Consider the following 24,881-nt stretch of genomic DNA (forward strand, 5'->3'; position numbering starts at 1 on the left):
GTTGTATTTATGTTATAATGAAAAATCGATTGATTTAGGAGAAAATATGGCAATTAGTTTAACTAAGCAGGAATTTATTGATAAGGTTTTTGATTATAAAAATAATAAAGAGTGGGATTTTAAGGGAAAAAAACCTGCAATAATTGATTTTTATGCTGATTGGTGTGGCCCATGTAAAATGCTTGCTCCGATTTATGATGAACTTTCAAAAGAATATGGAGATAGAATTGATTTTTATAAAGTCAATACTGATAAAGAACAGGAAATTTCTATGGCACTTGGTGTTCAAAGTCTTCCTACTATTATTTTTGTTCCTGTTGGAGAAAAGCCAAGGGTTTCTGTTGGTTTTATTCAAAAAGATTCTTTTGAAGATGCAATTAAAGATTTATTTAAAGTTTAGCATGTGTAGAGAATTTTAATAAAAAATTAAAATCTTGTCTGTTTATATAATATTTTTTTAAGTTATAATTATTTTAGGATATAGTGAATTGATAAAAGAAGAGTTAAACTTATGGGCAGAAGGTGTTGAGTTTAAACATTGGGATGCTTATTATAATTTTATTTTATCTGTTCTAGGTTTTCTTTGTATTAAAGAATATGAATTTTCTGTTATCTTGTGTAATAATGAGTACATTCAAAAGTTAAATAGTCAATTTAGACAAAAATCTGAGCCCACTGATGTTCTCTCTTTTAATTATCTTGAAGAGAGTGGACAAATAGATCATAAAATACAAGGTGATCTTATAATATCTCTTGAATATTTAGAGTTTAGTTCTTTGGAGTTTAATGTTGAACTGTACGATGAACTTCAAAGGAATACTATACATGGTATTTTACATTTAATAGGATATACTCACAAAACAAATGACTTCCAAAATGAAGAGATGTTAATTATTCAGGAGAAAGTTTTAAGAGAAACCAGAAGGGTATTTTGATGTTCAAGTTTTTGAGTTTTAAAAATAAAAAAATAAGAGATGCTGATTATAAAAATGTTGAGGAAAAGTCGAAATTTGAAACATCTTTGCTTAAGAATTTTAATTCTCTAAAGGAAACAATTGTTAAAGAAATTATGATTCCAAGAATAAGTGTGGTTTTTGTTGATTATTTTGGGAGTAAAGATGAAATTTTGAAAGTTGTGACATCTAGCAATCATTCAAGATTTCCCGTTTATAGAGAAACAATAGATGATATTATTGGGATAATTCATACGAAAGATATACTTTTGCATATGTGGAAGAGAGATTTTTATGAAATAGATCTAAGAGATATTATGCGAAAGGTTATGTTTGTTCCTGAGAGTAAGAAGATTGATTCACTTTTAAAAGAGTTCCAGGAAAATCATATTCATATTGCTATTGTAGTTGATGAATATGGGGGAGTTGCAGGTCTTGTAACTCTTGAAGATATTCTTGAGGAGATTGTAGGAGATATTCAAGATGAGTTTGATAATGAGCTTGATGAAATAGTACCTCTTGATGATGGGAGTTATCTTTGTACCGCTAGAGTTTTGATTGAAGATTTAAATGAAAAACTTGGATTAAGTCTTCCAGATGGGGACTTTGATACTCTTGGGGGATTTGTTTATGATCTATTCGGAAGGATTCCTTTGAAAAATGAAAAAATAAAATATAATAATTTAACATTTACCATTAAAAATATGCATCAAAGAAACATTAAAGTAATAAAAATTTCCCAGAAGGAAGGTTTATGAATTTGAAGAGATTTTTGATAATGCTTTTAATTTTTAATTTAAATTTTGGGAGTTTAATAGGTAATACTACAACTGCAATCAAATATTATCAAAATGCGCAAACATATTATCTTATGCAAAAGTATTATGATGCTATTGACGAACTTCTTGAGGCTGTAAAGATTAATCCTAATTATTATGAGGCATATAAGTTTATTGCAGAAATTTATTATCTATTGAAGATATATAATCAGGCTCAGTTTTTTATAGAGAAAGCCTATAAAATGTCAAATGGTGATACTGAATATAAGATTCTTTATGCGAATATATTGCTTAAAAATAATGGAACAGCACAGGCTAAGAAATTTTATTCGGAAGTTTTAGCAAAGCAAAAAAATAATATTGATGCTTTAGTGGGACTTGCTTCAATTTTTGAGGAAGAAGGATTACTTGTTGCAGCTGCTAATTATTATCTATCTATTCTTGAATATAATCAGACAAATTATAATGCCTTTGAGCGTCTTATGAGCATTTATGAAAAATTGAACATGAATGATAAGGCACAGCATTTAATAAACAAAGTAAGGGGTAATTTTACTTCTTTGCCAGATTTTCATAAAAGGGTGGCAGAATTTTCTATTAAGACTAATAGTTTAGGAGTTGCTGAGAAATATGCTCAAAATTACTTAATGTTAGTAAGAACTACTTATAGAGATTTTGGACTTGTTGATGCTTACCGTTTACTTGCCCTTGTTTATTTATATCAGTCTAAATATGAAGATGCAACCGATTTTCTTCAAAAGGCAATACTTGTTGATCAAAATTCTGATGAACTTTATTATTTGCTTGGTTATTCTTATTTGAAACTTGAAATAGTTGATAAAGCTGTTTTAAACTTTGAGAGAGCTAAAAGTATGAAAAAGGACTTAGAATTTTACGATATAGCTCTTGAAGAAAGTTTTTTTGTATCTAATTTTAGGAGTTCATTTCAAAAAAATAATGGTACTAATATAGGAATTTCTAAAAGATATGAAAATGAGGGATTTAAGGCTTTTAAAAATTTAAATTTAGATAGAGCAGTATTTAATGTAAGGAATGCTATTGATATTTATCCTGATAATGATAGTGCTAGGTTTTTGCTTGCTAAAATTTATAAATTTATGAAATTAGATGTGATGGCTTATGAGGAACTCTATTATTTAATAGAGCATAGAAAGGTTACAGATACTAAAATTTTAGATTTTTATGATGTAGTTACATTTGATATTAGAAGTTCTTTGTTTTTTAAGTATGGTTATAAGACTATTGGTGATTTAAATAGGCTTTATAATAATCAAACAGTTTATAGGGTAGGTATTTTTACTCAAAATGAGAACAAAATTTTTGGTGCAAATGATTTAATTTTAAAATATGCTGAGAGAATACTTGATCGTAATTTAAATATAGAAGTAGTTAATTATAGATTCGATTATAATAAAGATAAAGATTATTTGGTAAGTAGTTTTTCTGAAGAATTTTCTTATGCAAGGGATAATAATCTTGATTTGTTTTTGATGTTCGATCTTGATGTAGATATTTTTAAAAATTCGGCTAATTTAAGAGTAGATATTTTTTCAGGTAAGACGGGTGTTAAAGTTAAGACTTTTGATTATAATTCGGGAGGAGTTCTTTATTTAAGTGATATTTTAAGTTCTTTTTCTAGAGATTTTAATAATTATTTACCTAAAAAGGGAGAGATCCTTCAGATTAAGAGAGATGATGTTCTTATTAATCTTGGACATGTGAATGATGTGAAAAAAGGAGATGTTTTTTTAGTTCTTAAAGAAGGGGCTTTAAAGTATAATAGTGATAGTTCTAGTTTTATTAACTATAGTAAGTCAGATATTTTAGGTGAAATTTCTATTGAAGAGATTGGTGATTACATTTCCAGAGGAATTTTAAAAGCACCTACTCTTTTAAGAGATTATATTCAGGAAGGATATACAGTTTTTATAAAAAAATAGTTTGACACTTGTGGTTAATTAATTTATTATTTAATAATTCTAGTAGATAATACAAAATGATGGAGGAGTTGTATGAAGCTAGCTATTAATGGCTTTGGGCGTATAGGTAGAAATATTTTTAAAATTGCTTTTGAGAGAGGAATTGAAGTTGTTGCAATAAATGACTTAACAGATTCTAAGACACTTGCTCATCTTTTGAAATATGATTCAACTTTTGGAATATATAATAAAAAAGTAGAGGTAAGGGATGGGTCAATTGTAGTAGATGGAAAAGAAATAAAGATTATTGCTGAACGCGATCCAAAAAATCTTCCTTGGGGTAGGCTTGGAGTTGATGTTGTAATTGAATCAACAGGTGTGTTTTCAACAGCAACAACTGATAGAGGTGGGTATCTTGATCATGTTGGGCATGCCGGTGCTAAAAAAGTAATTTTAACAGTACCTGCTAAGGATGAGATTAAGACAATTGTACTTGGTGTAAATGATCATGAGATTACTTCTGATTTGAGAGCTGTTTCTAATGCTTCATGTACAACAAACTGTCTTGCACCTCTTGCAAAAGTTTTGCATGAGACTTTTGGGATTGAACAAGGTCTTATGACTACTGTTCATGCTTATACAAATGATCAAAAAATCCTTGATTTGCCACATGCTGATCTTAGACGAGCACGAGCTGCGGCTCTTTCAATTATTCCTACTTCAACAGGTGCTGCTAAAGCTGTTGGACTTGTTTTACCTGAACTTAAGGGTAAACTTAATGGTACTTCTATGAGAGTTCCTGTTCCAACAGGTTCTATTGTTGACTTTACAGTGCAACTTAAGAAAAAAGATGTTACAAAAGAAGAGATCAATTCTGTGCTTAAGAAAGCATCAGAGTCTAGAGAACTTAGTGGTATTTTAGGATATACAGAAGATCCAATAGTATCTTCAGATATTAAGGGAAATTCTCATTCTTCAATAGTTGATGGTCTTGAAACAATGGTGTTATTAAATGGTTTTGTAAAGGTACTCTCATGGTATGATAATGAATTTGGGTATTCTACAAGAGTAGTTGATCTTGCACAAAAGTTAATGAAATAAGAAAAAAATGGTCTTGAGGTAGTTATAAATGTCAATAAAAACAATAAAGGATTGTGACTTTTCAGGCAAGCGTGCTTTAGTAAGATGTGATTTTAATGTTCCCTTAAAAGAAGGGAACATTACTGATGATACCAGAATTAAGGCTGCATTACCTACAATAGAGTATCTTAAGTCTCAGGGAGCCAGAGTTGTTCTTATGAGTCATTTGGGTAGGCCAAAGGGAGAGAAAAATCTTAAATATTCTCTTATGCCTGTTGCTAAAAGGTTGTCAGAACTATTAGGACAAGATGTTAAGATGATACCTGATTGCATTGGTGATGAAGTAGCAACTACTGTTTCTTGTATGAAAAATGGAGATATTGTTTTACTTGAGAATTTAAGATTTTATAAGGAAGAAGAAGACAATTGTGATGCTTTTGTAAAGAAATTATCTCAAAATGGTGATATTTTTGTAAATGATGCTTTTGGCACTGCTCATAGAGCACATGCTTCTACATCAGGCCTTGCAGCTTATTTACCAGCTGTTGGTGGATTTTTAATGGAAAAAGAAGATGAATTTTTGGGCAAAATTTTAAGAAATCCTGAGAGTCCATTTGTTGCAATAATTGGTGGTTCAAAAATTTCTTCAAAAATTGCAGTACTAGAGTCTCTTTTGCCAAAATCGAATGTAATGGTAGTTGGTGGTGGAATGGCATATACCTTTTTAAAGGTAGAAGGGTATTCTATTGGAAAGTCTCTTTTGGAGAGTGAATATATTGATGTGGCTTCATCTTTTTTGAAAAAGGCAAAAGAATTAGATGTGAAAGTTATTTTACCACTTGATCATATTGTTGCAAGTGAATTTATGGAAGATTCTATTCCTGAGTATGTTGATTCTGTTGATATCCCTAATGATAAGATTGGTATGGATATTGGTGAGAAAACTTTGAGAAAAATTGGAGAAGTTCTTGTTAGTGCGAAGACTGTGATTTGGAATGGGCCTCTTGGGGTCTTTGAATTTAATGCTTTTTCTAAAGGTACAGCAAAGGTTGCAGAATATGTTGCAAATTGTTCTGGAATTACGGTTGTTGGTGGAGGAGATTCAGTGGCTGCTGTGAATAAATTTAATTTATCTGAAAAGATAACCCATGTTTCAACAGGGGGTGGTGCTTCTCTTGAATATCTTGAGGGAAAAATTTTACCAGGTATAAAAGTGTTGGAGAAGTAAAATGAGAAAGATATTTTTAGCGGGAAACTGGAAAATGCATTATACAAGTATGGAAGCCGCAGGTGTTGCTAAACAAATTGTAGACGGAGTTAAAAATATTAAGGATGATGTTGTGGTTATGATAACACCCGCATTTACATCTCTTTGTAAGGTTTGTGAAGTTACGAGGGGAAGTAATGTTCTTCTTGGTGCACAAAATATGTCTTATGAGGATAGTGGAGCAAGAACAAGTGAAATTTCACCTTCTATGCTTTTGGAATTTGGGGTCGATTACGTAATACTTGGGCACTCTGAATGTAGAACTTATCTTGGGGATACTGATGAAGTAGTAAATAAAAAAGTTCTTGCAGGACTTAAACATCCATTTAAGTATTTAATTTTTTGTATTGGGGAAACTCTTGAGGAGAGAGAGAATAATAAAACTTTAGATGTGGTTTTAAATCAGATTAGAAAAGGATTAATTTCTGTGTCTGAATCTGATCTTAAACGAATAATTTTAGCTTATGAGCCTGTATGGGCAATTGGAACTGGACAGACAGCAACAAAAGAAGAGGCACAAGAAGTTCACAGAGCAATTAGGCATGAGATTGAATCATTGTATTCAGCTTCAGCGGCAAATAACATTATTATTCAGTATGGTGGTTCTGTTAATATTGATAATGTAGAAGGCCTTATGGGTGAGAGTGACATTGATGGAGCATTGATTGGAGGTGCATCTTTAAAGGCCGATTCATTTTTGAATATAGTTAATAAGGTGGCTAAATAGAGGGGGGTATTTTGGAGTTATTTAGATTTTTAATCTTTGTCTTTTTTATTATTACTTCATTTATGATTGTTTTGTTAGTCTTATTTCAAGATGAACAAGGTGATAGTATTGGAGGCGTGTTTGGAGGTGGTAGTTCTTCTATTTTTGGAGCAAAATCTTCAAATATTGCGATAAGGATTACAGCATTTTTTATTATGCTTTTCTTTATTTTTGTGATAGCATTGTCTTTTATTAATACCAAAAGAGTTGATAACAGTTTGTTAAAGGATGTTAAGGCAAATGAAAAAAGTTCAACGTTTTGGAATGATGATACAAATCAAAATGATGATACTGTTAATGAAGATACTTTAAAGAAAGAAAAATAATGTTTAGGATGACTTGTCTGATAGGCTATTGAAATTAAATATTAGGCAAGTTAGTCTATTGAAAGTCTATTGCAATTTTATTGTGTTCTTTTAGATATTTTAAAGTTTGACTAAAATGATTTGAGCCTAAAAAACCGTTATGTGCAGAGTAAGGGGATGGGTGACTTGTTTCAAGAATTAAATGTTTTGATGCGTCTATTAATTCTTTTTTTCCTCTTGCAAAATTACCCCATAACATAAACACAATATTATTTAGATTGTTTGAAATAATTTTTATTACTTCGTTTGTAAAAATTTCCCAGCCAATGTCCTTGTGAGATGATGGACATCCTTCTTCTACTGTTAATATTGAATTTAGTAAAAATACGCCTTGTGTTGCCCATCGTGTTAGATCTCCATTTGGAATAGTTTTAATTTTTAAACTTCTCTCTATTTCTTTAAAAATATTTTGTAGTGATGGGGGTATTTTGATATCTGAATTAACAGAAAAGGCTAAACCATTAGCTTGTCCTTTTCCATGATACGGATCTTGTCCAAGTATGACTATTTTTATATCTTTGAATGGCAAAGAATCAAATGCATTAAATATTAATTTTGGTGGTGGAAATATTTTGTCCTTTTTAGTTTTATATTCGTTTTTTATGAAATTCACAAGCCTTTTGAAATAGCTTTTACAAAATTCACCTTTTAACATTTCTTTCCAAGATTCTTCTATCTTTACTTCCACTCTTATAATTATATAAAAAATAAATTGTTTTTTAACATTTGAATTGGATTTTATTATTTTTTTATATAAAATTGTATTTTGTGAGTAATGATATCTTGAAGAGAATAGAAATTTTGTCTGAATTTATCACGCAAAGAAGGCGAGAGAGAATAGATGAAGTGTTAATTAATCGCACAAATTATTTGACACTTGTACTTGAAGATATTTTTCAGCCTCAAAATGCAAGTGCGACGATGCGTACGATTGAAATTCTGGGACTTAGTAATATTCATATTATTGAGACCAGTAATAAATATACTTTAAATCCAGGTATTGTTCTTGGAGCTTCAAAATGGATAGATATAATTAAATATAAATGTGTTAGATCTGCATTTGATAATCTTAAGGATAATGGATATAAAATAGTAGCTACATCGTTAGATAATAAAGCTATATTTCTTGAGGATTTTCCAATTGATTCTAAAATGGCAATATTTTTTGGAACAGAATTAACAGGACTTAGTAATACAGTTTTAGAAAATGCTGATTTGCATTTAAAAATTCCAATGTATGGGTTTACTCAAAGTTATAATCTTTCTGTAGCCGTTTCAATAGTCTTTTATTCATTGATTAGTCGTTTAAGAAAAAGTTCTATTGAATATTTGTTGAATGAAGATGAAAAATTGGTTTTAAAACTTGATTATTATAGAAAAATTGTAAAAAAGTATCAAACTATTGAAAAACTTAAGCTTTTCTAACTTTCAAAGCATTTAAGAAATAATAGATAAAAGTATCAATTATCATGATTGTGATAGTAAAAATCCATGAGCTTTCTACCATATTGATATTATTGCCAGGATATAATTGTGCTATCACATGCATTGAGATGTTAGCTAATATATAAGCTATACATGAGGAACATAATCTTGACAAATTATGATTTATAAGTTTATTGCTTATGTTGTTATTTTGTAATGTAGAGTATATTTTTATGTTAATATAATTACATAAAAATATAATGTATGTTCCAGTGAAAATTATTGCAGTATAGGAAGCATTGTTAAACAATACTTTTAAATGTATATTAGAAGTATCAAATTCATTTTGTTGAAAATATAATGTAAAATAAATCATTGTTACAAAAGTTATATGTATAAACATGTTTAATGTTATTGACTCTATTGCTAATTTATCATTGTATTTTTCTGTAATCAGGTTTAATGAGCAGAGAATTGAGAGGAATATTATTCCTGCTAGGCTTATTTGCTGTTCGAATATAAATACTTTTTTAAGTATAATGAGATTTGAAAGTATTGTCATAATGCTGTTAAAGCAAAAAAGACCCGATTTTCCGAATAGATAGTATAATAATATTAATTGTAGGTATACAAATACTAGTAAGGTTGTCCATAAAATCATGTCCATCATATCATTAATTATAGCATAGATTGGTAGGCAATAGTTAGAGGGATATTGCTGTTATATTGAATTTTTTTTGTTTTGATATACACATTTTGCAATGTAAATGAAAGGAGTTCCTAGTATGCCTGCAAATCCTTTAATGAAATATGTGGAAATTACTATATCTAAATAAGCTTCTTTTGGAAATATATTAAAATATGTTACAATACTTATAAAGATTATTGTATCTATTAGCTCGCTTACTAATGTTGAGCCGTTGCTTCTTATAAATAAGAATTTTGGGAATTTATCTTTAATAAATTGGTATAGGTATATGTCATTTAGTTGAGATATGATATATGCGATAACTGATGCAGTTAATAGAATTGGAATTGAAGAAAAAATGCTTTCTAGGTTTTTTAAATATATATCGGAACTACTTGTTGAAAAATAAAGTTGAATATTTGTCATGAATGCAAAAGCTATGAAGCTTATAAATCCAATATAAACTGCTTTTTTTGAAGTTTTTCGACCATAAAATTCTGATAAAATATCTGTTGCAACATATGATGAAGCATAAATAATATTACCAAGTGTAGCATTAAATCCAAATATTGAGATTTGCTTTAAAACTTGAATATTTGCGATAATGACAGATGATGTTACCCATGCGAACAATCCCTTTTTTCCAAAAAGTTTGTATATAATAATTAGAACTGAATAAATACAGATTAACATAATGAACCATAAAATTTCATTATTCAAAAGGACTCCTTTCATCATTGATTATTTTATTTTTTATTAATAATATTGTTTAAATATATTAGGACCATTATAAGCTTTTAGATGTTGTTTTGCAAATTGGATTGTTTTGCCTTTTTAGGTGCATTTATGTTATACTTCTTCTTTAAATTATGATCAGGGGATGTTTTGGATTTGACTAAAAACTTTAGTAGCATAAATTGCAAGCAGAGGGAATCTCTTAAAACTTCTTTAATAAATGCAAAAAATAATGACTTTACAAGTTCAAATCTTGTAATGGCTGCTTAAATTAGCAGAGAGTTCTGTTGGATTTTGCTTTGAGGTTCAGCTTATACTCTTTCAAGACATCAAAGCTTGCTTAAAAATATTTCAAGTTGATTTTTAGGGACTTTTAAACTTGGGAGTAATTTGGCGGTTTGCTAGTTTTCCCAAACCTTGTTACTTTTTTTTAAACACTAGCTAAGCTTGTAGATATTTATGATATTATTTTTAGGACGCGGGTTCAATTCCCGCCATCTCCAATATTGTTATGCATTAGGATACACACTTATTTAAGGTATTATTTGAAAAGCGTCCTATCGGAATCGAACCGACATCATTAGCTTGGAAGGCTAAGGTAATTAACCATTATACGAAGGACGCATAAAGAACAGAGTTGATTTTATAAAAAAATTGTACTTTATGTCAATTGATTTTATTATTAATTTTGGCTAGTATTTTTTTTGTTTAGTAAGTACAATTATGTTAACTTTTGTGTGGGTTGATATAATATAAAGACTTTTTGTGTGGAGGACTTAATGGGCGAGAGAGGGGAAGTATATTCTGATAAGTTATTTACAAATTCTGATAGAACTTATTTTTTTAATGTCAAAGAAAATAGAAAGGGCGATTATTTTTTGAATATTGTAGAGAGTAAGAGAAATGTTAATGGAGATTTTGAGAGACATTCAGTTTTTGTTTATGAAGAAAATATTGAAGAATTTGAGTCAAATTTATTAAGGGCTATTTCTGTGGTTAAGAAAAAAATTTCTAAGAATTCGGTTACAAGAGGGGAATATCATAATGATTTTGATCGACACAAAGAAAGGAGTAAAAACGGCAATCTTAGTTTTGACAGGAATTATCGTTTTTCAGACAAATTTAGAGATGATAATAACTAAAATTTTATTTAAATGAGTTGAAAGCTTCTTCTGTGAAGCCTTAAAATTCCATATTTTTTTATTGCATCTTTATGTTCTTTTGTTGGATATCCTTTGTTTTTTTTAAGTGCATACAGAGGATAGATTCTATCGTATTCATCCATCAATTTGTCTCTTTGTACTTTTGCAATGATTGATGCTGCTTTTATCTCATTAATTATGGAATCTCCTTTAATAATTGCTTGGATTTTTTTAGCTTTTATTTTTGGAGTAAATTTTCCGTCTACAAGTACTAAATCACAGTCTATATTTAATTTTTCATATGCAATTTGCATTGCAAGGAGCGAAGCATGATGAATATTGATTTTATCAATAATTTTATTAGGTACTTCTGCAAATGCATAATATGAATTTTCGAGTATTAATGATGATAAGTATTCTCTTTTTGCTTTGTTAAGTTTTTTTGAATCATCTAGTTCATTTAAAAATTTGGGATTTCCTTTAAAAATAACAGCTGCACTTAAAACAGGTCCAAAGATACAGCCTCGTCCAACTTCATCAATTCCACAAATCATCACTATTGATTATAATATGAAATTATTCTTAGTAAATTAATTTTATTTATAATTTAATTGGGAGTGGCTTTGTTTTTAGAAAAAATAGGACTTTTAGGTTTTAAATCTTTTGTTAAGATGCAGGAATTGAAATTAAATAGTAGTTTAAATTTTATTGTTGGGCCTAATGGTTGTGGAAAAAGTAATTTGTTAGATGCAATTCGTTTTTGTATAGGGGAAGATAATTTAAGTGTTTTAAGAGTTAAATATATAACAGATTTGATTTCTGCTGCTAAGTCTGGAGAATCTAATTTTGCTGAAGTAACTCTTTTTTTTAATAATGAAGATTTATCTGTGAGTGATTTTAGAGATAGGTTTTACATTAGAAGAAGGCTTTATAAAGATGGTACAAGTGAATATTTTTTGAATAATGATACTTTAAATCTTAAAAGTTATGAAAGTCTTATCAATAAGTTAAGGCTAAAGAATTCACCTTATATGTTTATTAATCAAGGTAGAATTGAGAAAATTTCTTCCAGTGGAAATATTAATTTGAAATCTTTAATAGAAGAGGCGAGTGGAATAGATATACTTAGAGTTGAAGAAGAACAGGCATATAAGAAGTTGGAAAAGTCCAAAGAGAATTTGAATTCTCTTTGGACTTTAAGAGATGAGTTGAATGAAAAATATGAAAAGATCAAAAATGATTTTTTTCTTAAGGGTAAGTATCAAAAATTAAAGACAGATTTAGAGATATTGGAGAAGAATTTAAGATTAAAAAAACTCTTTAATATTAATTTTGAGTTAAATGAACTTAAGAACAAACTGGATATTAAGGATATAGATAAAATTTTATCTTTAAATAGCTTTTCTATTGAAAGTGTTAAGGAAAAGTTAGAATTTTATTCTTTTAGAGAAAAAAATGTTATTAAGAACATTGAGGTAATAAAGAAAGAAATTGAAACTTTAAAATCCAAATTGCTTGAAATAGAGATCAAGATTCAAAAATTAGAACATGACAGAAAAGGAAAAATGAACTTAACAGATATTTTTATGAGCAATAAAGTGCAAATTGAATCGGTAAAGGTTGGCATAAATGAAGAATTAATGAATTTAAATAATTCACTTCAATCTAAGAAGAAAGATTTTTTTGCTGTTATTGATGAAATAAATAGGTATACTAGGAGTTTTTTTGAACTTGTTGATTTAGTTTTATCAATTTCTAAGGAGAGTAACATAGAAGAATTTGAACTGCTAAAGAAAAACATTTTGAGTGCTTTAAAATCCTTTGAGGATACTTTAAGTATAAAATATATTAAAGAGATTAGGGAAAATTTACTTAAGTATATAGTCAAAGAAGATAAGCTTTTAAATTTATTAAAGGAAAAAATTGAACCTATCTTTGAGCAAAATGTTGATTTAAGGAAATTTTTGCTTTCAAAAAATAATTCAAAGACTAGTCTTGCAAAGGAAATCACTACTATTGAGGGGCTTGTGTCGAATAAAACGGCAAAATTAAACGAGATATTAGGAGAAATTGAATATACAGAGCTTTCTAGGCTTAAGAATGAAGATGAGATTAAGTTGATAGATAGTAATTTAAGATTTTTATTTGAAACTAGGGATGAACTTAGAGAAAGACTTAATAATTTGAACTTAAAATTAGATGAATTAAGTTTGGAGAGAAGTGATATTAATGTTAATTTGGATAAATTTTTAAGTGAAGCTAAGGGTAGTGAATTAGTTCCTAGTAATGAGATTAATTCTTTAAATTTATTAGATGCTTTTAAAAATTCGTCTTATTATGAATATATGAAAAAACAGGCAGAATATGACATTTTATTTAATTCTAGTTTAGATATTGCAGATGAGATAAAAGATTTTAATCTTGTTAATAATAATTTAGAAAAATTTGAATTTACAGAAGATATGGCCAAAATAGATGCTTTACAAAAAGAAATTAATATGATTGAACATAATAATTATATTTTTTTTAATGTTGAGAGAGAATATAATGAGATAAAAGAAAAGGTTGAGAGAATAAATTTACAAATAGATGATTTAAATTCGACTAAGGAATCTTTAAATAAGCTGAGAAAAAAAATAAAAAGGGAAATTGATAAAAGATTTAATGATGCTTTTAATGAAATTAATAATCATTTTATTTATTTTTTTAATCGAATGTTTAAGGGCAATGGGAGTCTTTTTTATGGTAAGGATTCAGGTGAGATAGAAATCAAAATAGACTTTAAGGATAAATTAGCAAAGGGAAATAAAATGCTTTCTGGGGGTGAACATTCTTTAATTAGCATAGCATTTTTATTTGCTTTGTATTATTATTCCCCTGCTTCATTTTGTGTTCTTGATGAAATAGATGCTTCTCTTGATTTTGAAAATAGTAATAAGCTATCAGTACTTTTTAAGGAACTTGGTCAGAGAGTTCAATTGTTTATAATAACTCATAATATGTATGTTGCTCAAGGAAGTAAAAATTTAATCGGTGTTACTAGTGATAATGGAGAAAGTGTAATATTTAATATATAATTTTATTAAGTATATTAATTAGGGAATTTATTATGAGAGAGAAAAAATTTCGTTTTCAAAAATATTTTTTAATTTTGATATTTTTATCGATTATTGTTTCTTTGCTTACTTATTTTTATTCATATAAAATGATTGAAAAGACTCGAAGTAATACAGAAGAACATTTAAATCAAAAATTAAAATTACTTAATATAGAAGATTTTTATTTTGATTTAAATTCTAGTCTAAATATGGATGATTTTTTCTTTCCTAAGCCTAATCTTCCTGATGGTAAGTTAGGAGATAGTGTAATGCCTCATCAGTCAATTAGTGAAGAACTTCTTAAGAGTCTTTGGGTAAAGTCGGATAATTTGTTTAATATTGATTTAGAGAAAGAAAATGAATCATTAGTTGATAAAATTTTGGAAAATTATAAGTGAGTAGAGAATGTTTTATTTATTGTAATTTTTTATTTTTTATTATTAATGTTATACCTTCTTTGGCTTTTGAAAATCGATATAGTACTTATGAGCTTGATTTTAGTAGTGAGAAGCAAGAATTTTTGGTGAGTACTAATTCAAAATTTAATTTTTTTTTTAAAGATGCTACTTGGATTTATATTAAAAATGTTAAAAATAATGCCTTCATTAGGCTTTTAGCAGAATCTTATCAAAATGGAGCTATGTTTACTTTTCAAACTTCAAAGAATGTTGGAATTATTATGTTGACTTTTAAATATCAAAATGTGAAGGATTCTAGGGAGTTTACTAAAAATGTAATTTTGAAAATTGCTAAGGGGGAAGAATCTTCCAAGTTGAATGGAATGAATCCCGAAGATAATTTAAATTTAGATAAGGTTATTAAAACTGATAAGAGTAATAATAATTTAAACTTGAGAGACATTATGAAGAGAGCTTTAAATTTATCTTACATTAATGACTATAAAGGGTCAATTGCATTACTTAATAAATACGATTTTGATGATAATGAATATACTTTATTAAAAGCCGAGCTTTATTATAAGAGTGGAGATTATCTGAATTCTTACTTAAATTACTTGAGTTTAAGAGATGTATACTTTAATAAGATTTTTTTAAATCTGATTGATCTTGGAATTAAATTAAGTAATGTGGAAAATGTATTAAGAGATGTTAGATTCTTAGTGGAAAATAATATTGATTTTAGTGAGAATATTTATCTTGATGTTCTTGAGTTTTTGTTAATGAATGGCGAATATGAATTTTTTTTGAATTTAAGTTTGCTATACTATCCAAAGTATTTAAATTCAAGGTTTCCAGATAGATATAACTATTTGTTGGGCAAACTATATGAGACTGAGAGCAAGTATAAAGATTTTATAAAGTCTCTTAGTTATTATAAGAGAGTTATTGATAGCTATCCTTTTAGCAATTATTATGAGCTTTCTAAATTGAGATTTTTATTTTTAAAACGGTTTTTTTAGGAGAATTTGGTATGATTAGACGTAGGCTTACTAAACAACTTGAAGTTATTAAAGATTATCTTTGGGATATGAAGGAGTGTGTTCTTAAAATCATAGAAAACTCGTTAATAGCTTTGGAATCTAGAGACAAAAATTTGGCTAAAAAAATTATCAATGAGGATGAGAAAATGATAGATGATTATCAATATGATATTGAGGATTTATGTGGACGAATAATTGCTACTGAACATCCTGTTGCTACTGAACTTAGAGAGATTTTGGCAATTATTAAAATAATCAGTTCTCTTGAGCGTATTGCGGATCATTCTACTAAAATTGTAAAGGTTGTACTTCTTTTAGAATCTAATGTAGTTGATTTTTCTTCGGTTGATATTTATCAAAAGCCTTTAAGGGAGATGGCAGACACAGCAAAAGATATGCTTGCGAATATTTTTGATGCGTATTTTGATGGAGATTTTGTTAAAATACTTAAAATAGTAAAGTATGATAACATTATAGATAAATTATTTTCAAAGCAAAAAACAATTGTAATTGATGCGATGAAAAATAATCCAGAGAATTTAGATTATCTTTTAAATATATTATTTTTAAATAGTTTTTTAGAAAGAGTAGGGGATCATGTTGCAACGATAGGTGAGTTACTTTATTTTGTTAAAGTGGGAGAAAAAGTAAATCTGACTTAAAGAAATATGATTTAAGTTATGAATAAACAATTTTCACTTGTTTTATTCAGTTGATTTTTTTATATGTTGCTGGCATGATGTACTTTAAATTTTTACTGTCTCTAATTGCTTCTGAATGACCAATTAGCAAATAAGAGTCATCTTTTAAATGTTGAGTGAATTTTTCAGCAAGTTTATTTCTAGTTTTTTCATCAAAATAAATCATTACATTTCTACAAAAGATTAAATTAAATTTTTTTTTGAATGGAAAAATTTCATTCATTAGATTCAATTTTTTAAATTGAATCATTTTTTTTAGTATGTCTTTGACTTCAAATTTGTCATTTGTAAGCTTATTTAAATATTTGCTTTTTAGATGATTGGGGAGTGTCTTTACCCGATCTTCAGAATAAATTCCCATTTTAGCTTCATTAAGAACAGTAATGGAAATATCTGTTGCTAGTATTTTTGCTTTGCAGTTAATTTTGTTGTTGTTTATGTATTCATTTAATATCATTGCAATTGTGTATGCTTCTTCTCCACTTGAGCATCCAGCTGACCATATTCTAATTTCTTCTTCTCTTGATTGAGCCATTTGCTTAAGCATTTTGGGTAACAATTTTTTCTCAAGAAATTCAAAATGGTTAGGTTCTCTAAAAAAATAAGTGTGGTTTGTTGATATTTTATCCACTAGTTCTATTAAAGATATTTGATTATTTTGTTTTTCTAAGTAATTAATGTATTCTGTAAAGTTGCTCAAATTTTTTGTTCTAATTGTTGATGATAATCGACTTTCAATTAACAATTTTTTTTTGTCGTTCAGATTAATACCAAAATTATTATAAATTATTTTGGTAAGCCTATTAAACTCTTTTTGATTTATTTTGATATTAAATTCATTATTCATATGGCATTGTCTTCTATAATATTTTTCATCATTAAGTTGTAGGATCTCTTAAATTCTCAAAAGCATTTACGTATATTTATGATACCAAAAATGCTTTTTGATATAAATATTTTAATTGAAATAATATGTTAATTATGCTATTTTAATATCTAAAATGTTATTTTATTTAAATTACAAAGGTTATGTTTATGAGTAAGAGAGTAAATCAAGCAAAAGAAGTTATATCCAAAGTTGATTTTAATGATAGAAAAGTTGGAATATGGGGGCTTTTAGCACTTATCTTAATTGTATTTGGGTTTATTATTGCACCCTTAATGCCAGGTTTATTTGATACTACTGATTCATCTAGTTTAAAGTTTGGATCTTATAAGGGACAACCAGTTTATTATGAAAAAGACAATAAATTTGCTCAATATGTTAAATCTTACTCAAATTTTTATTCTAAATTGAAAAAAAATAATAGTCTTGATATAGAGTATTTTATTTGGAACATGGCTTTTATGAAATATATTGAAGATATTGCCTTTATTGATTTAGCAAAGACTAATAGTTTCTATGTTTCAAAAAATATTTTGAATAAGAATTTAATGAATTCTCCTGTGTACTTAGACTCTAGTGGTAATTTTAGTTCCAAGAGATACAATAAAGTTTCTGATTATCAGAAGTTTAAAATTCATAATGAAGCAGTAGACAATTTGCTCTCTACAAACATACAGGTTTTGTTAAGCAGCAGCTTCATATTGCCAGATTCTCTTCTAAATTCTATTAAAAATATGAATGAGATTAGACGCAATATTGTATATGTTTCACTCTCATACCAGGACTTTCCAAAAGATGAGGTGATCTCTTATGCTGATCAGAATCAGAAATTATTTAAGAGTTTAGATATTGTTTCTATTCGTTTTAAAAATTTAAGCGATGCTGGTGGTGCTTATGAGAAATTATCTAAAGGTATGCCTTTTGAAGAAGTTGCTAAATTTTATTCCGAAGACGTTACTAATTTTAAAGGTATTGCATCTTCTAAGAAGTATTATTTTGATTTTGATCTTGTCCTTGAGAAAAAGGAAGATCTTGCTGCAATTTTTGCTTTGAAGGTGAATGAATTTACTAGCCCTATTAAATCTAAAAATGGAAATGGATATGATATATACAAAGCATTGAGCAATATTGGTGATTTTGATAAAAATTCAGAGCATGATATTAGTTCTGTTAGAAACTATATAGAAACTTATGAACCTAGTGTTATTGAGACTTTTCTTGAAAAAAAGCTTAATGATATTTTGACTGAAGTTAATTTTGATGGACCGCAACAAGTTTTTAAAAAACATAATTTGGTATTGAAAGAGGATGTTGTTAATCTTGCATATAATATGAATATTTATCCTAGTACGTTAAGGGAACTGTCAGTTTTCAGTAATAGTAAAGATTTTTATGATGTCATCTTTGATTTGAAAGAAGGTCAGTGGTCTAAGCCCTTTTTAGCAGATCAGCGAGTTTATTTATTTTCTTTTAGTTCAAGTGTTAATAATTCTGATAATTTAATTAAAGAAGATCGTATTATTGATGTCCTTTATCAGGCAAATAATAAGTTGGTGTTGGATTATATTTTGAATAAAAATAATTTTAAGGAAAATTTTAATGAAGCATTCTTTTCTTTACAGGATTTTAGTTTAAAGGCCAGCAATTAGTATGTTTAGACATTTAAGTTGTTGTTGGTATAGATGAAAATCATGTGATATGTGTTTTAAAAAATGGATTATATTTCTTTTTGTAACTTTATTTTCTTGTGTTGAAGGCAGCAAGGATTTTATTATTTTTAATAAAGAGATGAAAAAAATTAGTGAAATAAGTTATTCTGATACAGATTTAAGTGGAGATACTGGAGAAGATTTTTTTGGTTCTTTGATTGACCTTAAGGGTTACAAAATTTTGTCAGTTCATCAGGAAAATTTAAATTTGGATGTTTATTTTGAACAGGTGGTTTTAGCACAGAATTTTGCAGATCTTAAAACTTATTTATTTATTATTGGTTTTGATCCAAAGAATCATGAAGCAGTCGTTCTTTTTAAAACCCAAGTAAATATTGATTCTAAAAGTTCTTACAATATTTATCTTGAAGATATTACTGGTGATTATAATTTTGATATAGTAATCCAAGGTTTTTTAGATGAAGATTCTGTTTTGTATGTCTTTCAAAGAGCGGTTGCTAATGATGTCGCTTCGTATAGACCTATATTTTTTGATAAGGTGAATGGAAGTATTATTATAAATAAGTATGATAGATCCTCAGCTTATGATGATAAAAAATCAAGGGAGAGTTATTCTATTTCTTTGGAAAGGTATGAGAAGCAGGGTGAGGATATGATAGTAAGTAAAATAGAAAAGTATGAGTATTCTCAATTGCAAGGTAAATATTATCCTTTATCTGCTAGTGAAAAAGTCAGGCGGATAGATAATGATGTATATAAAACTTTAAAAAATTTACCCAAAGAAGAAGTTTATAAATTTTTATATGGCGTTTGGTATGATAGTAATGCACATCAGCGTTTAAGGAAGTCAAATTTTGAGGATGCTTTATTTTTATCATTTAATAGGCATCTTAATGAAATTAGTATTTTTAAAAACAATTCTCAAGAAATTGCACATATTGAGTATATCTCAAGACCTGCTTATAATACTCTTAATATCAGTACCAAATCTATTTTTTCAGATTTAATAGTATATAATTTTTGGATTAAAATTATTGACATTGATAATATTGAGATAAAAATTGATACTGGAACAGATGCTTATGATAAATATGGATTTTCAGGTGTTTTTAAGCGATTTAATGATTCTGTTTTAGTTGAGGATGATAAGAATTCTTTGTTTATTCCAAGTGGTAATTATGTGTGTAAGGATATCATTTATGATTTTTCTTATCCTAATCTTACTTATATTGTTGGAGATAACATTTATTATGGAATTTTTAATGTTTTTAGTTTAGATAGTAATTTAGTACTTGAGTATGAAATTAGTATGGATGAAAATAAGATAAGTGAAGCCTTTATTATTGAGTATAGCGAGAGAATAGTTCAGAAACAAAAATTTTCTACAATTCTCCTTAATCCTATTAAAATTTTAAAAGATGAAGTAAGTCTGGTTAAGGGGCAAAAATTGAAACTTGAAAGGATAGAAAAATTAGGTTAAATTTTATGAAGATATTAAGGAGTATTGTTACTTATATTAATTTTTTTTTCTTTGTTTTGGTTTTTACTGTTTTATTTCCAGTATTTTTAATTTTTAAGATTTTTAGGTTTGAAAATTATTTTATAAAGTTTAGTTTTATATTAGTTAGATTTGCTATTAAGATCAGTTTGTGGTTTTCTGGAATTAAAGTTATTGTTACAAAGGATGATGATTATTCTTTACCTGAGGATGGTGTAGTAATTATGGCAAATCATATTGCTTCAATGGATCCACTTTTTTTAATTTATGTCTTTATGAAACCTTTTGTGATAGTTGCTAAGAAATCCCTTTTAAAAATACCGTTAATTAATTTTCTATTAATTTCTATGGGATCTATTTTTATAAATAGGAATAGTCTAAAATCTTCTGCTATTACTCAAAGGAAAGCAGCGAAAGTTATTCAAGAAGGTGGAGCTATTGGAATTTTTCCTGAGGGGACTAGAAATCGAGGTGGTAGGACAAGAGATTTTAAAAGAGGTTCTGTTAATCTGGCTTTAAGAACAAATTCTCCAATTATTCCTGTGACTTTGTTTAATACACATAAGGTTTTTGTTAAAAATTTGATATTGAATTCAGGTTTATCCATATATGTACATGTTCATTCTTTAATAGATGTTTCTAATTTGACAGATGATGATAAGGCGAGGCTTCATATTATTGTTAGAGATAAGATAATTAAAAAATTAGAAAATATGAAAATTCAATATAATGTTGATAGGAATTTAAATGAAGACAAATAGTTATGATGAGAGTAAGATTGTTACCTTGTCTTCCCTTGAGCATATTAGGTTGCGGTCTGGAATGTATATTGGGAGATTGGGAGATGGTTCTAATATTGATGATGGTATTTACATTTTAGTTAAAGAGATTATTGATAATTCAATTGATGAATTTATTATGGGCCATGGCAAAGAAATTTTGATAAAAAAAGAAAATAATATAATTAGTGTAAGAGATTATGGTCGTGGAATTCCTCTTGGAAAAGTTGTAGAGAGTGTTTCTGTTATTAATACTGGTGCTAAATATAATGATGATGTTTTTCAATTTTCTGTGGGACTTAATGGAGTTGGAACTAAAGCGGTTAATGCTTTAAGCTCAAAGTTTTTAGTAAGGTCAATCAGAGACGGAAATTTCTTTGAGGCAATTTTTTCAAAAGGTAATTTAATTAATACTACAGAAGGAAAATCGAATGAGCAAAATGGTACTTATATTGAATTTTTAGCTGATACAGAGATTTTTGGTAAATATAAATATAGTGAAGATTTTTTACGAAGAAGATTCTTTCATTATGCTTGTTTAAATAAAGGTTTAAAAATTAATTATAATGGTCAGATTTTTCAATCTGATAATGGACTTCTCGATTTTATAAATGCTGAGATTAAGGGTGAAGATTTACTTTATGATTTTGTTTATTATTCCAGTAAGACTTTAGAATTTGCCTTCTCTCATACAAATAATTATGGTGAGACATATTTTTCATTTGTGAATGGACAATATACTAGTGATGGAGGTACCCATCAGACAGGATTTAGAGAAGGTTTTGCTAGAGCCATTAATGATTTTCTAAAAAAAACATATTCATCTACTGATATTAGAGAAGGTCTTATAGCTACACTTTCAGTTAAGATAAAAGATCCAATATTTGAAAGTCAGACTAAAAATAAGCTTGGTAATATTGAAACTAGAAGCAGTGTTGCTAAAGAGGTACAAAGGATAATTTTGGAAATCCTTTATAAGGATAAGACCCTTGCAAAGGCAATTGAAAATAAAGTTGTTGATAATGAGCGTCTTAGAAAAGAATTAAGTAGTGTACGCAAAGAGGCAAAAGAGAGAGCAAAGAAAATATCTTTTAAAATTCCTAAACTTAAAGATTGTAAATTTCATTTTAATGAAAAGAGTATGCATTCTGATTCGACTATGATCTTCTTAACAGAAGGAGATTCTGCAACAGGGTCAATGGTGTCTTGTAGAGATGTATATACGCAGGCTATATTTTCTCTTCGTGGGAAGCCACAAAACATGTTTGAAAAAAATAAGTCTGAGATATATAAAAATGAAGAACTGTATAATATGATGGTGGCTCTTGGTATTGAAGAATCAATTGAAAATTTGAGATATAATAAAATAGTTATTGCTACAGATGCAGATTTTGATGGTTTTCATATTAGAAATTTGCTTTTAACATTTTTTTTGACTTATTTTGAAGATTTAGTTTTGAATGGACATATGTATATTTTAGAGACACCACTCTTTAGAGTAAGAAATAAAAGTTCCACTATTTACTGTTATTTTGAAGAAGAGAAGCAAAAAGCTATTCGTGAACTTAAGAATCCTGAAGTTACAAGATTTAAAGGACTTGGAGAAATTTCTCCAAGTGAGTTTAGGAGTTTTATTGATGTTTCTAGTATTAGACTTACAAAAGTAGATCTTGTCAATATTAAGGAAATAAGAGAGCACTTAGGGTTTTATATGGGACCAAATACTCCTGAGAGGCGAAACTTTATTATGGAGAATTTAATTTAATGGATATTAAAACATTACTTAAGGATAATTTTTTACAGTATTCATCTTATGTCATTAAAGATCGTGCAATCGCTAGTGTTATTGATGGATTTAAGCCTGTGCAAAGACGAATCATACATTCTCTTTTTGAGATGAATGATGGCAATTTTCATAAAGTTGCGAATGTTGTTGGAAATACAATGAAATATCATCCCCATGGTGATACTTCAATTTATGAAGCACTTGTTAATATGGCAAATAAGGATTTATTTATTGAAAAGCAAGGAAATTTTGGTAATCTTTTAACAGGAGATCCTGCTTCTGCATCGCGTTACATTGAATGTCGATTAACCCCTCTAGCATTTGAAGTGCTTTATAGCAAGGAAATAACCTCTTATGAACCTTCTTATGATGGTCGCAATGATGAGCCTTTAATTTTTCCTGCTAAAATTCCTGTAATACTTGTGCAGGGAAGTGAAGGGATAGCTGTTGGCATGGCTGCTAAAATTCTTCCTCATAATTTTAATGAGATTTTAAGTGCTGTTAAAAGTGAGTTGCTTGGGGAGTCTTATGAGCTTTATCCTGATTTTCCAACTGGTGGAATAGTCGATGTTAATGAGTATGCTGATGGAAATGGAAAAGTTTTGGTTCGTGCAAGGATTGAACCTACAGATGATAATAAGGCCATTTTAATAAAGGAATTGCCATTTGGAGAGACTACTGAGAGTTTGATAGCTTCAATTGAGAGAGCTATTCGGAAAAATTATATTAAAGTCTCAAGTATTAATGATTTTACTACCGAAAATGTTGAGATTGAATTAACCCTCCCAAGAGGAGTTTATGCGAGTGAAGTTATTGAAAAATTGTATCATTATACAAATTGTCAAGTTTCTATTTCTGTTAATTTGCTTTTACTGAGTGATAGATATCCTGTTATCTATACTGTTACAGATATTATCAAGTTTCATGCTGAGCATTTGCAAAAGGTTTTAAAGATGGAACTTGAATTGGAGAGAAATAAAATACTTGAAAAAATATTTTCTAAGACCCTAGAACAAATTTTTATTGAAAAGAAGATTTATAAAATTCTTGAGACTATTTCTAAAGAATCTGATATTGTTAATATTGTTTTAAGTGAAATTTTAAAATATAAAGATAGTTTTTTGTATAGAGAGATTGTTTTAGATGATATTGAAAATTTACTTAAAATTCCTATTAGGAAAATCAGTATGTTTGATATTGATAAAAATAACAAACATATTCGAACTTTAAATAAAGAATTAAAAAGTGTAGAGAGTAATATTAAATCAATTAGAGGTTTTTCAATAAATTTTATTGATACTCTGCTTGCAAAATATTCTAAAGTTTATCGTAGAAAAACGGAAATATCCCTTATTAAGTCAAAAAATGTTAAAGAAATAGCTACTAAGAATATGAAGGTTTATTTGAACTTGAAGGCAGGTTTTGTTGGAACTAGTCTTATTGATGGTGAATTTATTGGTAATGCTAGCTATTATGATAAAATATTGATATTTAAGAAAAATTCTTATGTTTTAAAAAATATTGAAGATAAAACATTCATTGATAAGAATAATGTGAATATTTTAGTGTATGATATCAATAATTCTAAAGATCAAGTATTTTCTATAATTTATCTAAATAAACCTAATAATTTTTATTATGTTAAGAGGTTTAAGATAGATAAGTTTATCACAGACAAGGTTTATGAATTTTTAAATGATGGAGATGAATTTATAGATTTTGCTTTAAATCCAGAATTTGTAGAATTTTCTACTAGTAAAGATATTGTTAAAATGATTAGCATTGATGATTTTATAATTAAATCACGTATTTCTATGGGTAAGAGAATTTCAAGCGGTGTTATTAAGAAGGTTAAGTTTAAATGATTCGTATCAAAATTAAA

Annotated in this window: 24 protein-coding genes, 1 tRNA gene and 1 other RNA gene; 20 read left to right on the plus strand and 6 right to left on the minus strand. The window is 27.8% G+C overall.

Features of this window, described 5'->3' with window-relative positions; all coding sequences use genetic code 11:
- Positions 1 to 46 precede the first annotated feature (46 nt).
- From trxA to secG, 8 genes are all read left to right on the plus strand, one after another.
- On the plus strand, positions 47 to 400 hold the full coding sequence (trxA, locus tag R5397_RS04095; RefSeq protein ID WP_011772022.1) for a thioredoxin: 354 nt from the start codon (positions 47 to 49) through the stop codon (positions 398 to 400).
- 88 nt (positions 401 to 488) lie between these two features.
- A complete protein-coding gene (gene ybeY / locus R5397_RS04100; RefSeq protein WP_247065187.1) occupies positions 489 to 935 on the plus strand; it encodes an rRNA maturation RNase YbeY in 447 nt (148 codons plus the stop codon).
- A complete protein-coding gene (locus tag R5397_RS04105) occupies positions 935 to 1,711 on the plus strand; it encodes a hemolysin family protein (RefSeq protein ID WP_247065185.1) in 777 nt (258 codons plus the stop codon). The genes ybeY and R5397_RS04105 overlap by 1 nt, the downstream gene beginning before the upstream one ends.
- Complete coding sequence (locus tag R5397_RS04110; RefSeq protein ID WP_247065183.1) at positions 1,708 to 3,693, plus strand: tetratricopeptide repeat protein; 1,986 nt, start codon at positions 1,708 to 1,710, stop codon at positions 3,691 to 3,693. Before R5397_RS04105 ends, R5397_RS04110 begins: the two co-directional genes overlap by 4 nt.
- A gap of 72 nt (positions 3,694 to 3,765) precedes the next feature.
- Complete coding sequence (gene gap / locus R5397_RS04115; RefSeq protein ID WP_421622996.1) at positions 3,766 to 4,773, plus strand: type I glyceraldehyde-3-phosphate dehydrogenase; 1,008 nt, start codon at positions 3,766 to 3,768, stop codon at positions 4,771 to 4,773.
- 28 nt (positions 4,774 to 4,801) lie between these two features.
- Complete coding sequence (locus R5397_RS04120) at positions 4,802 to 5,980, plus strand: phosphoglycerate kinase (protein ID WP_421622997.1); 1,179 nt, start codon at positions 4,802 to 4,804, stop codon at positions 5,978 to 5,980.
- Position 5,981: 1 nt separating this feature from the next.
- On the plus strand, positions 5,982 to 6,746 hold the full coding sequence (gene tpiA, locus R5397_RS04125; protein ID WP_421622998.1) for a triose-phosphate isomerase: 765 nt from the start codon (positions 5,982 to 5,984) through the stop codon (positions 6,744 to 6,746).
- 11 nt (positions 6,747 to 6,757) lie between these two features.
- On the plus strand, positions 6,758 to 7,111 hold the full coding sequence (secG, locus tag R5397_RS04130; RefSeq protein WP_421622999.1) for a preprotein translocase subunit SecG: 354 nt from the start codon (positions 6,758 to 6,760) through the stop codon (positions 7,109 to 7,111).
- 55 nt (positions 7,112 to 7,166) lie between these two features.
- Here secG and ung read toward each other — a convergent pair whose 3' ends face one another.
- Complete coding sequence (ung, locus tag R5397_RS04135; RefSeq protein WP_247065174.1) at positions 7,167 to 7,838, minus strand: uracil-DNA glycosylase; 672 nt, start codon at positions 7,836 to 7,838, stop codon at positions 7,167 to 7,169.
- A gap of 80 nt (positions 7,839 to 7,918) precedes the next feature.
- Here ung and R5397_RS04140 point away from each other — a divergent pair, with 80 nt between their 5' ends.
- A complete protein-coding gene (locus R5397_RS04140; protein WP_247065172.1) occupies positions 7,919 to 8,575 on the plus strand; it encodes a TrmH family RNA methyltransferase in 657 nt (218 codons plus the stop codon).
- Here R5397_RS04140 and R5397_RS04145 read toward each other — a convergent pair.
- Together R5397_RS04145 and R5397_RS04150 are read right to left on the minus strand one after the other, a co-directional pair.
- Positions 8,562 to 9,137 (minus strand): VUT family protein, encoded by a 576-nt coding sequence (locus R5397_RS04145; RefSeq protein WP_421623000.1) that lies wholly within the window; start codon positions 9,135 to 9,137, stop codon positions 8,562 to 8,564. The genes R5397_RS04140 and R5397_RS04145 overlap by 14 nt on opposite strands.
- 159 nt (positions 9,138 to 9,296) lie before the next feature.
- A complete protein-coding gene (locus R5397_RS04150; protein ID WP_421623001.1) occupies positions 9,297 to 9,983 on the minus strand; it encodes a queuosine precursor transporter in 687 nt (228 codons plus the stop codon).
- A 156-nt stretch (positions 9,984 to 10,139) separates the two neighbouring features.
- Here R5397_RS04150 and ssrA point away from each other — a divergent pair.
- Positions 10,140 to 10,504: a transfer-messenger RNA gene (gene ssrA / locus R5397_RS04155) on the plus strand.
- Positions 10,505 to 10,549: 45 nt separating this feature from the next.
- On the opposite strand, the gene R5397_RS04160 is transcribed toward ssrA, so the two are convergent.
- Positions 10,550 to 10,622, minus strand: a tRNA-Gly gene (locus R5397_RS04160).
- A gap of 155 nt (positions 10,623 to 10,777) precedes the next feature.
- Here R5397_RS04160 and R5397_RS04165 point away from each other — a divergent pair.
- Positions 10,778 to 11,140 (plus strand): DUF3276 family protein, encoded by a 363-nt coding sequence (locus tag R5397_RS04165; protein ID WP_247065166.1) that lies wholly within the window; start codon positions 10,778 to 10,780, stop codon positions 11,138 to 11,140.
- An 8-nt stretch (positions 11,141 to 11,148) separates the two neighbouring features.
- On the opposite strand, the gene R5397_RS04170 is transcribed toward R5397_RS04165, so the two are convergent.
- Positions 11,149 to 11,694: a ribonuclease HII gene (locus R5397_RS04170; protein ID WP_247065164.1), complete on the minus strand. Its 546-nt coding sequence runs from the start codon at positions 11,692 to 11,694 to the stop codon at positions 11,149 to 11,151.
- Between the two features lie 69 nt (positions 11,695 to 11,763).
- Here R5397_RS04170 and R5397_RS04175 point away from each other — a divergent pair, with 69 nt between their 5' ends.
- The 4 genes from R5397_RS04175 to phoU are packed head-to-tail and all read left to right on the plus strand — an operon-like array spanning position 11,764 to position 16,341.
- Positions 11,764 to 14,217 carry an AAA family ATPase gene (locus R5397_RS04175; RefSeq protein WP_421623002.1) on the plus strand — a complete coding sequence of 818 codons (2,454 nt, stop codon included), beginning with the start codon at positions 11,764 to 11,766 and terminating at the stop codon, positions 14,215 to 14,217.
- A 32-nt stretch (positions 14,218 to 14,249) separates the two neighbouring features.
- Positions 14,250 to 14,636 carry a hypothetical protein gene (locus tag R5397_RS04180; protein ID WP_421623003.1) on the plus strand — a complete coding sequence of 129 codons (387 nt, stop codon included), beginning with the start codon at positions 14,250 to 14,252 and terminating at the stop codon, positions 14,634 to 14,636.
- Positions 14,633 to 15,658, plus strand: coding sequence for a hypothetical protein (locus R5397_RS04185; protein ID WP_421623004.1), 1,026 nt, complete (start codon positions 14,633 to 14,635; stop codon positions 15,656 to 15,658). Before R5397_RS04180 ends, R5397_RS04185 begins: the two co-directional genes overlap by 4 nt.
- 11 nt (positions 15,659 to 15,669) lie before the next feature.
- Positions 15,670 to 16,341, plus strand: a complete 672-nt coding sequence (gene phoU, locus R5397_RS04190) for a phosphate signaling complex protein PhoU (protein WP_247065157.1) — start codon at positions 15,670 to 15,672, stop codon at positions 16,339 to 16,341.
- A 46-nt stretch (positions 16,342 to 16,387) separates the two neighbouring features.
- On the opposite strand, the gene R5397_RS04195 is transcribed toward phoU, so the two are convergent.
- Positions 16,388 to 17,227, minus strand: a complete 840-nt coding sequence (locus R5397_RS04195; RefSeq protein WP_421623005.1) for a CheR family methyltransferase — start codon at positions 17,225 to 17,227, stop codon at positions 16,388 to 16,390.
- 188 nt (positions 17,228 to 17,415) lie between these two features.
- Between R5397_RS04195 and R5397_RS04200 the strand changes: the two genes are divergently transcribed.
- Genes R5397_RS04200 through R5397_RS04220 form a run of 5 tightly spaced genes read left to right on the plus strand, consistent with a single transcriptional unit; the run spans position 17,416 to position 24,864 of the window.
- Positions 17,416 to 18,915 carry a foldase protein PrsA gene (locus R5397_RS04200; protein ID WP_421623006.1) on the plus strand — a complete coding sequence of 500 codons (1,500 nt, stop codon included), beginning with the start codon at positions 17,416 to 17,418 and terminating at the stop codon, positions 18,913 to 18,915.
- Positions 18,916 to 18,964: 49 nt separating this feature from the next.
- A complete protein-coding gene (locus tag R5397_RS04205) occupies positions 18,965 to 20,416 on the plus strand; it encodes a pallilysin-related adhesin (protein WP_421623007.1) in 1,452 nt (483 codons plus the stop codon).
- 5 nt (positions 20,417 to 20,421) lie between these two features.
- Entirely contained in the window at positions 20,422 to 21,195 is a 774-nt protein-coding gene (locus tag R5397_RS04210) for a lysophospholipid acyltransferase family protein (protein WP_421623008.1), read from the plus strand.
- Positions 21,182 to 22,978 (plus strand): DNA topoisomerase IV subunit B, encoded by a 1,797-nt coding sequence (locus R5397_RS04215; RefSeq protein ID WP_421623009.1) that lies wholly within the window; start codon positions 21,182 to 21,184, stop codon positions 22,976 to 22,978. Before R5397_RS04210 ends, R5397_RS04215 begins: the two co-directional genes overlap by 14 nt.
- Positions 22,978 to 24,864, plus strand: a complete 1,887-nt coding sequence (locus tag R5397_RS04220; protein WP_421623010.1) for a DNA topoisomerase IV subunit A — start codon at positions 22,978 to 22,980, stop codon at positions 24,862 to 24,864. Before R5397_RS04215 ends, R5397_RS04220 begins: the two co-directional genes overlap by 1 nt.
- Positions 24,865 to 24,881 lie beyond the last annotated feature (17 nt).

This window comes from Borrelia sp. MN22-0132 (genome assembly GCF_049201035.1).
In the GTDB taxonomy this organism is placed as follows: Bacteria; Spirochaetota; Spirochaetia; order Borreliales; family Borreliaceae; genus Borrelia; species Borrelia puertoricensis.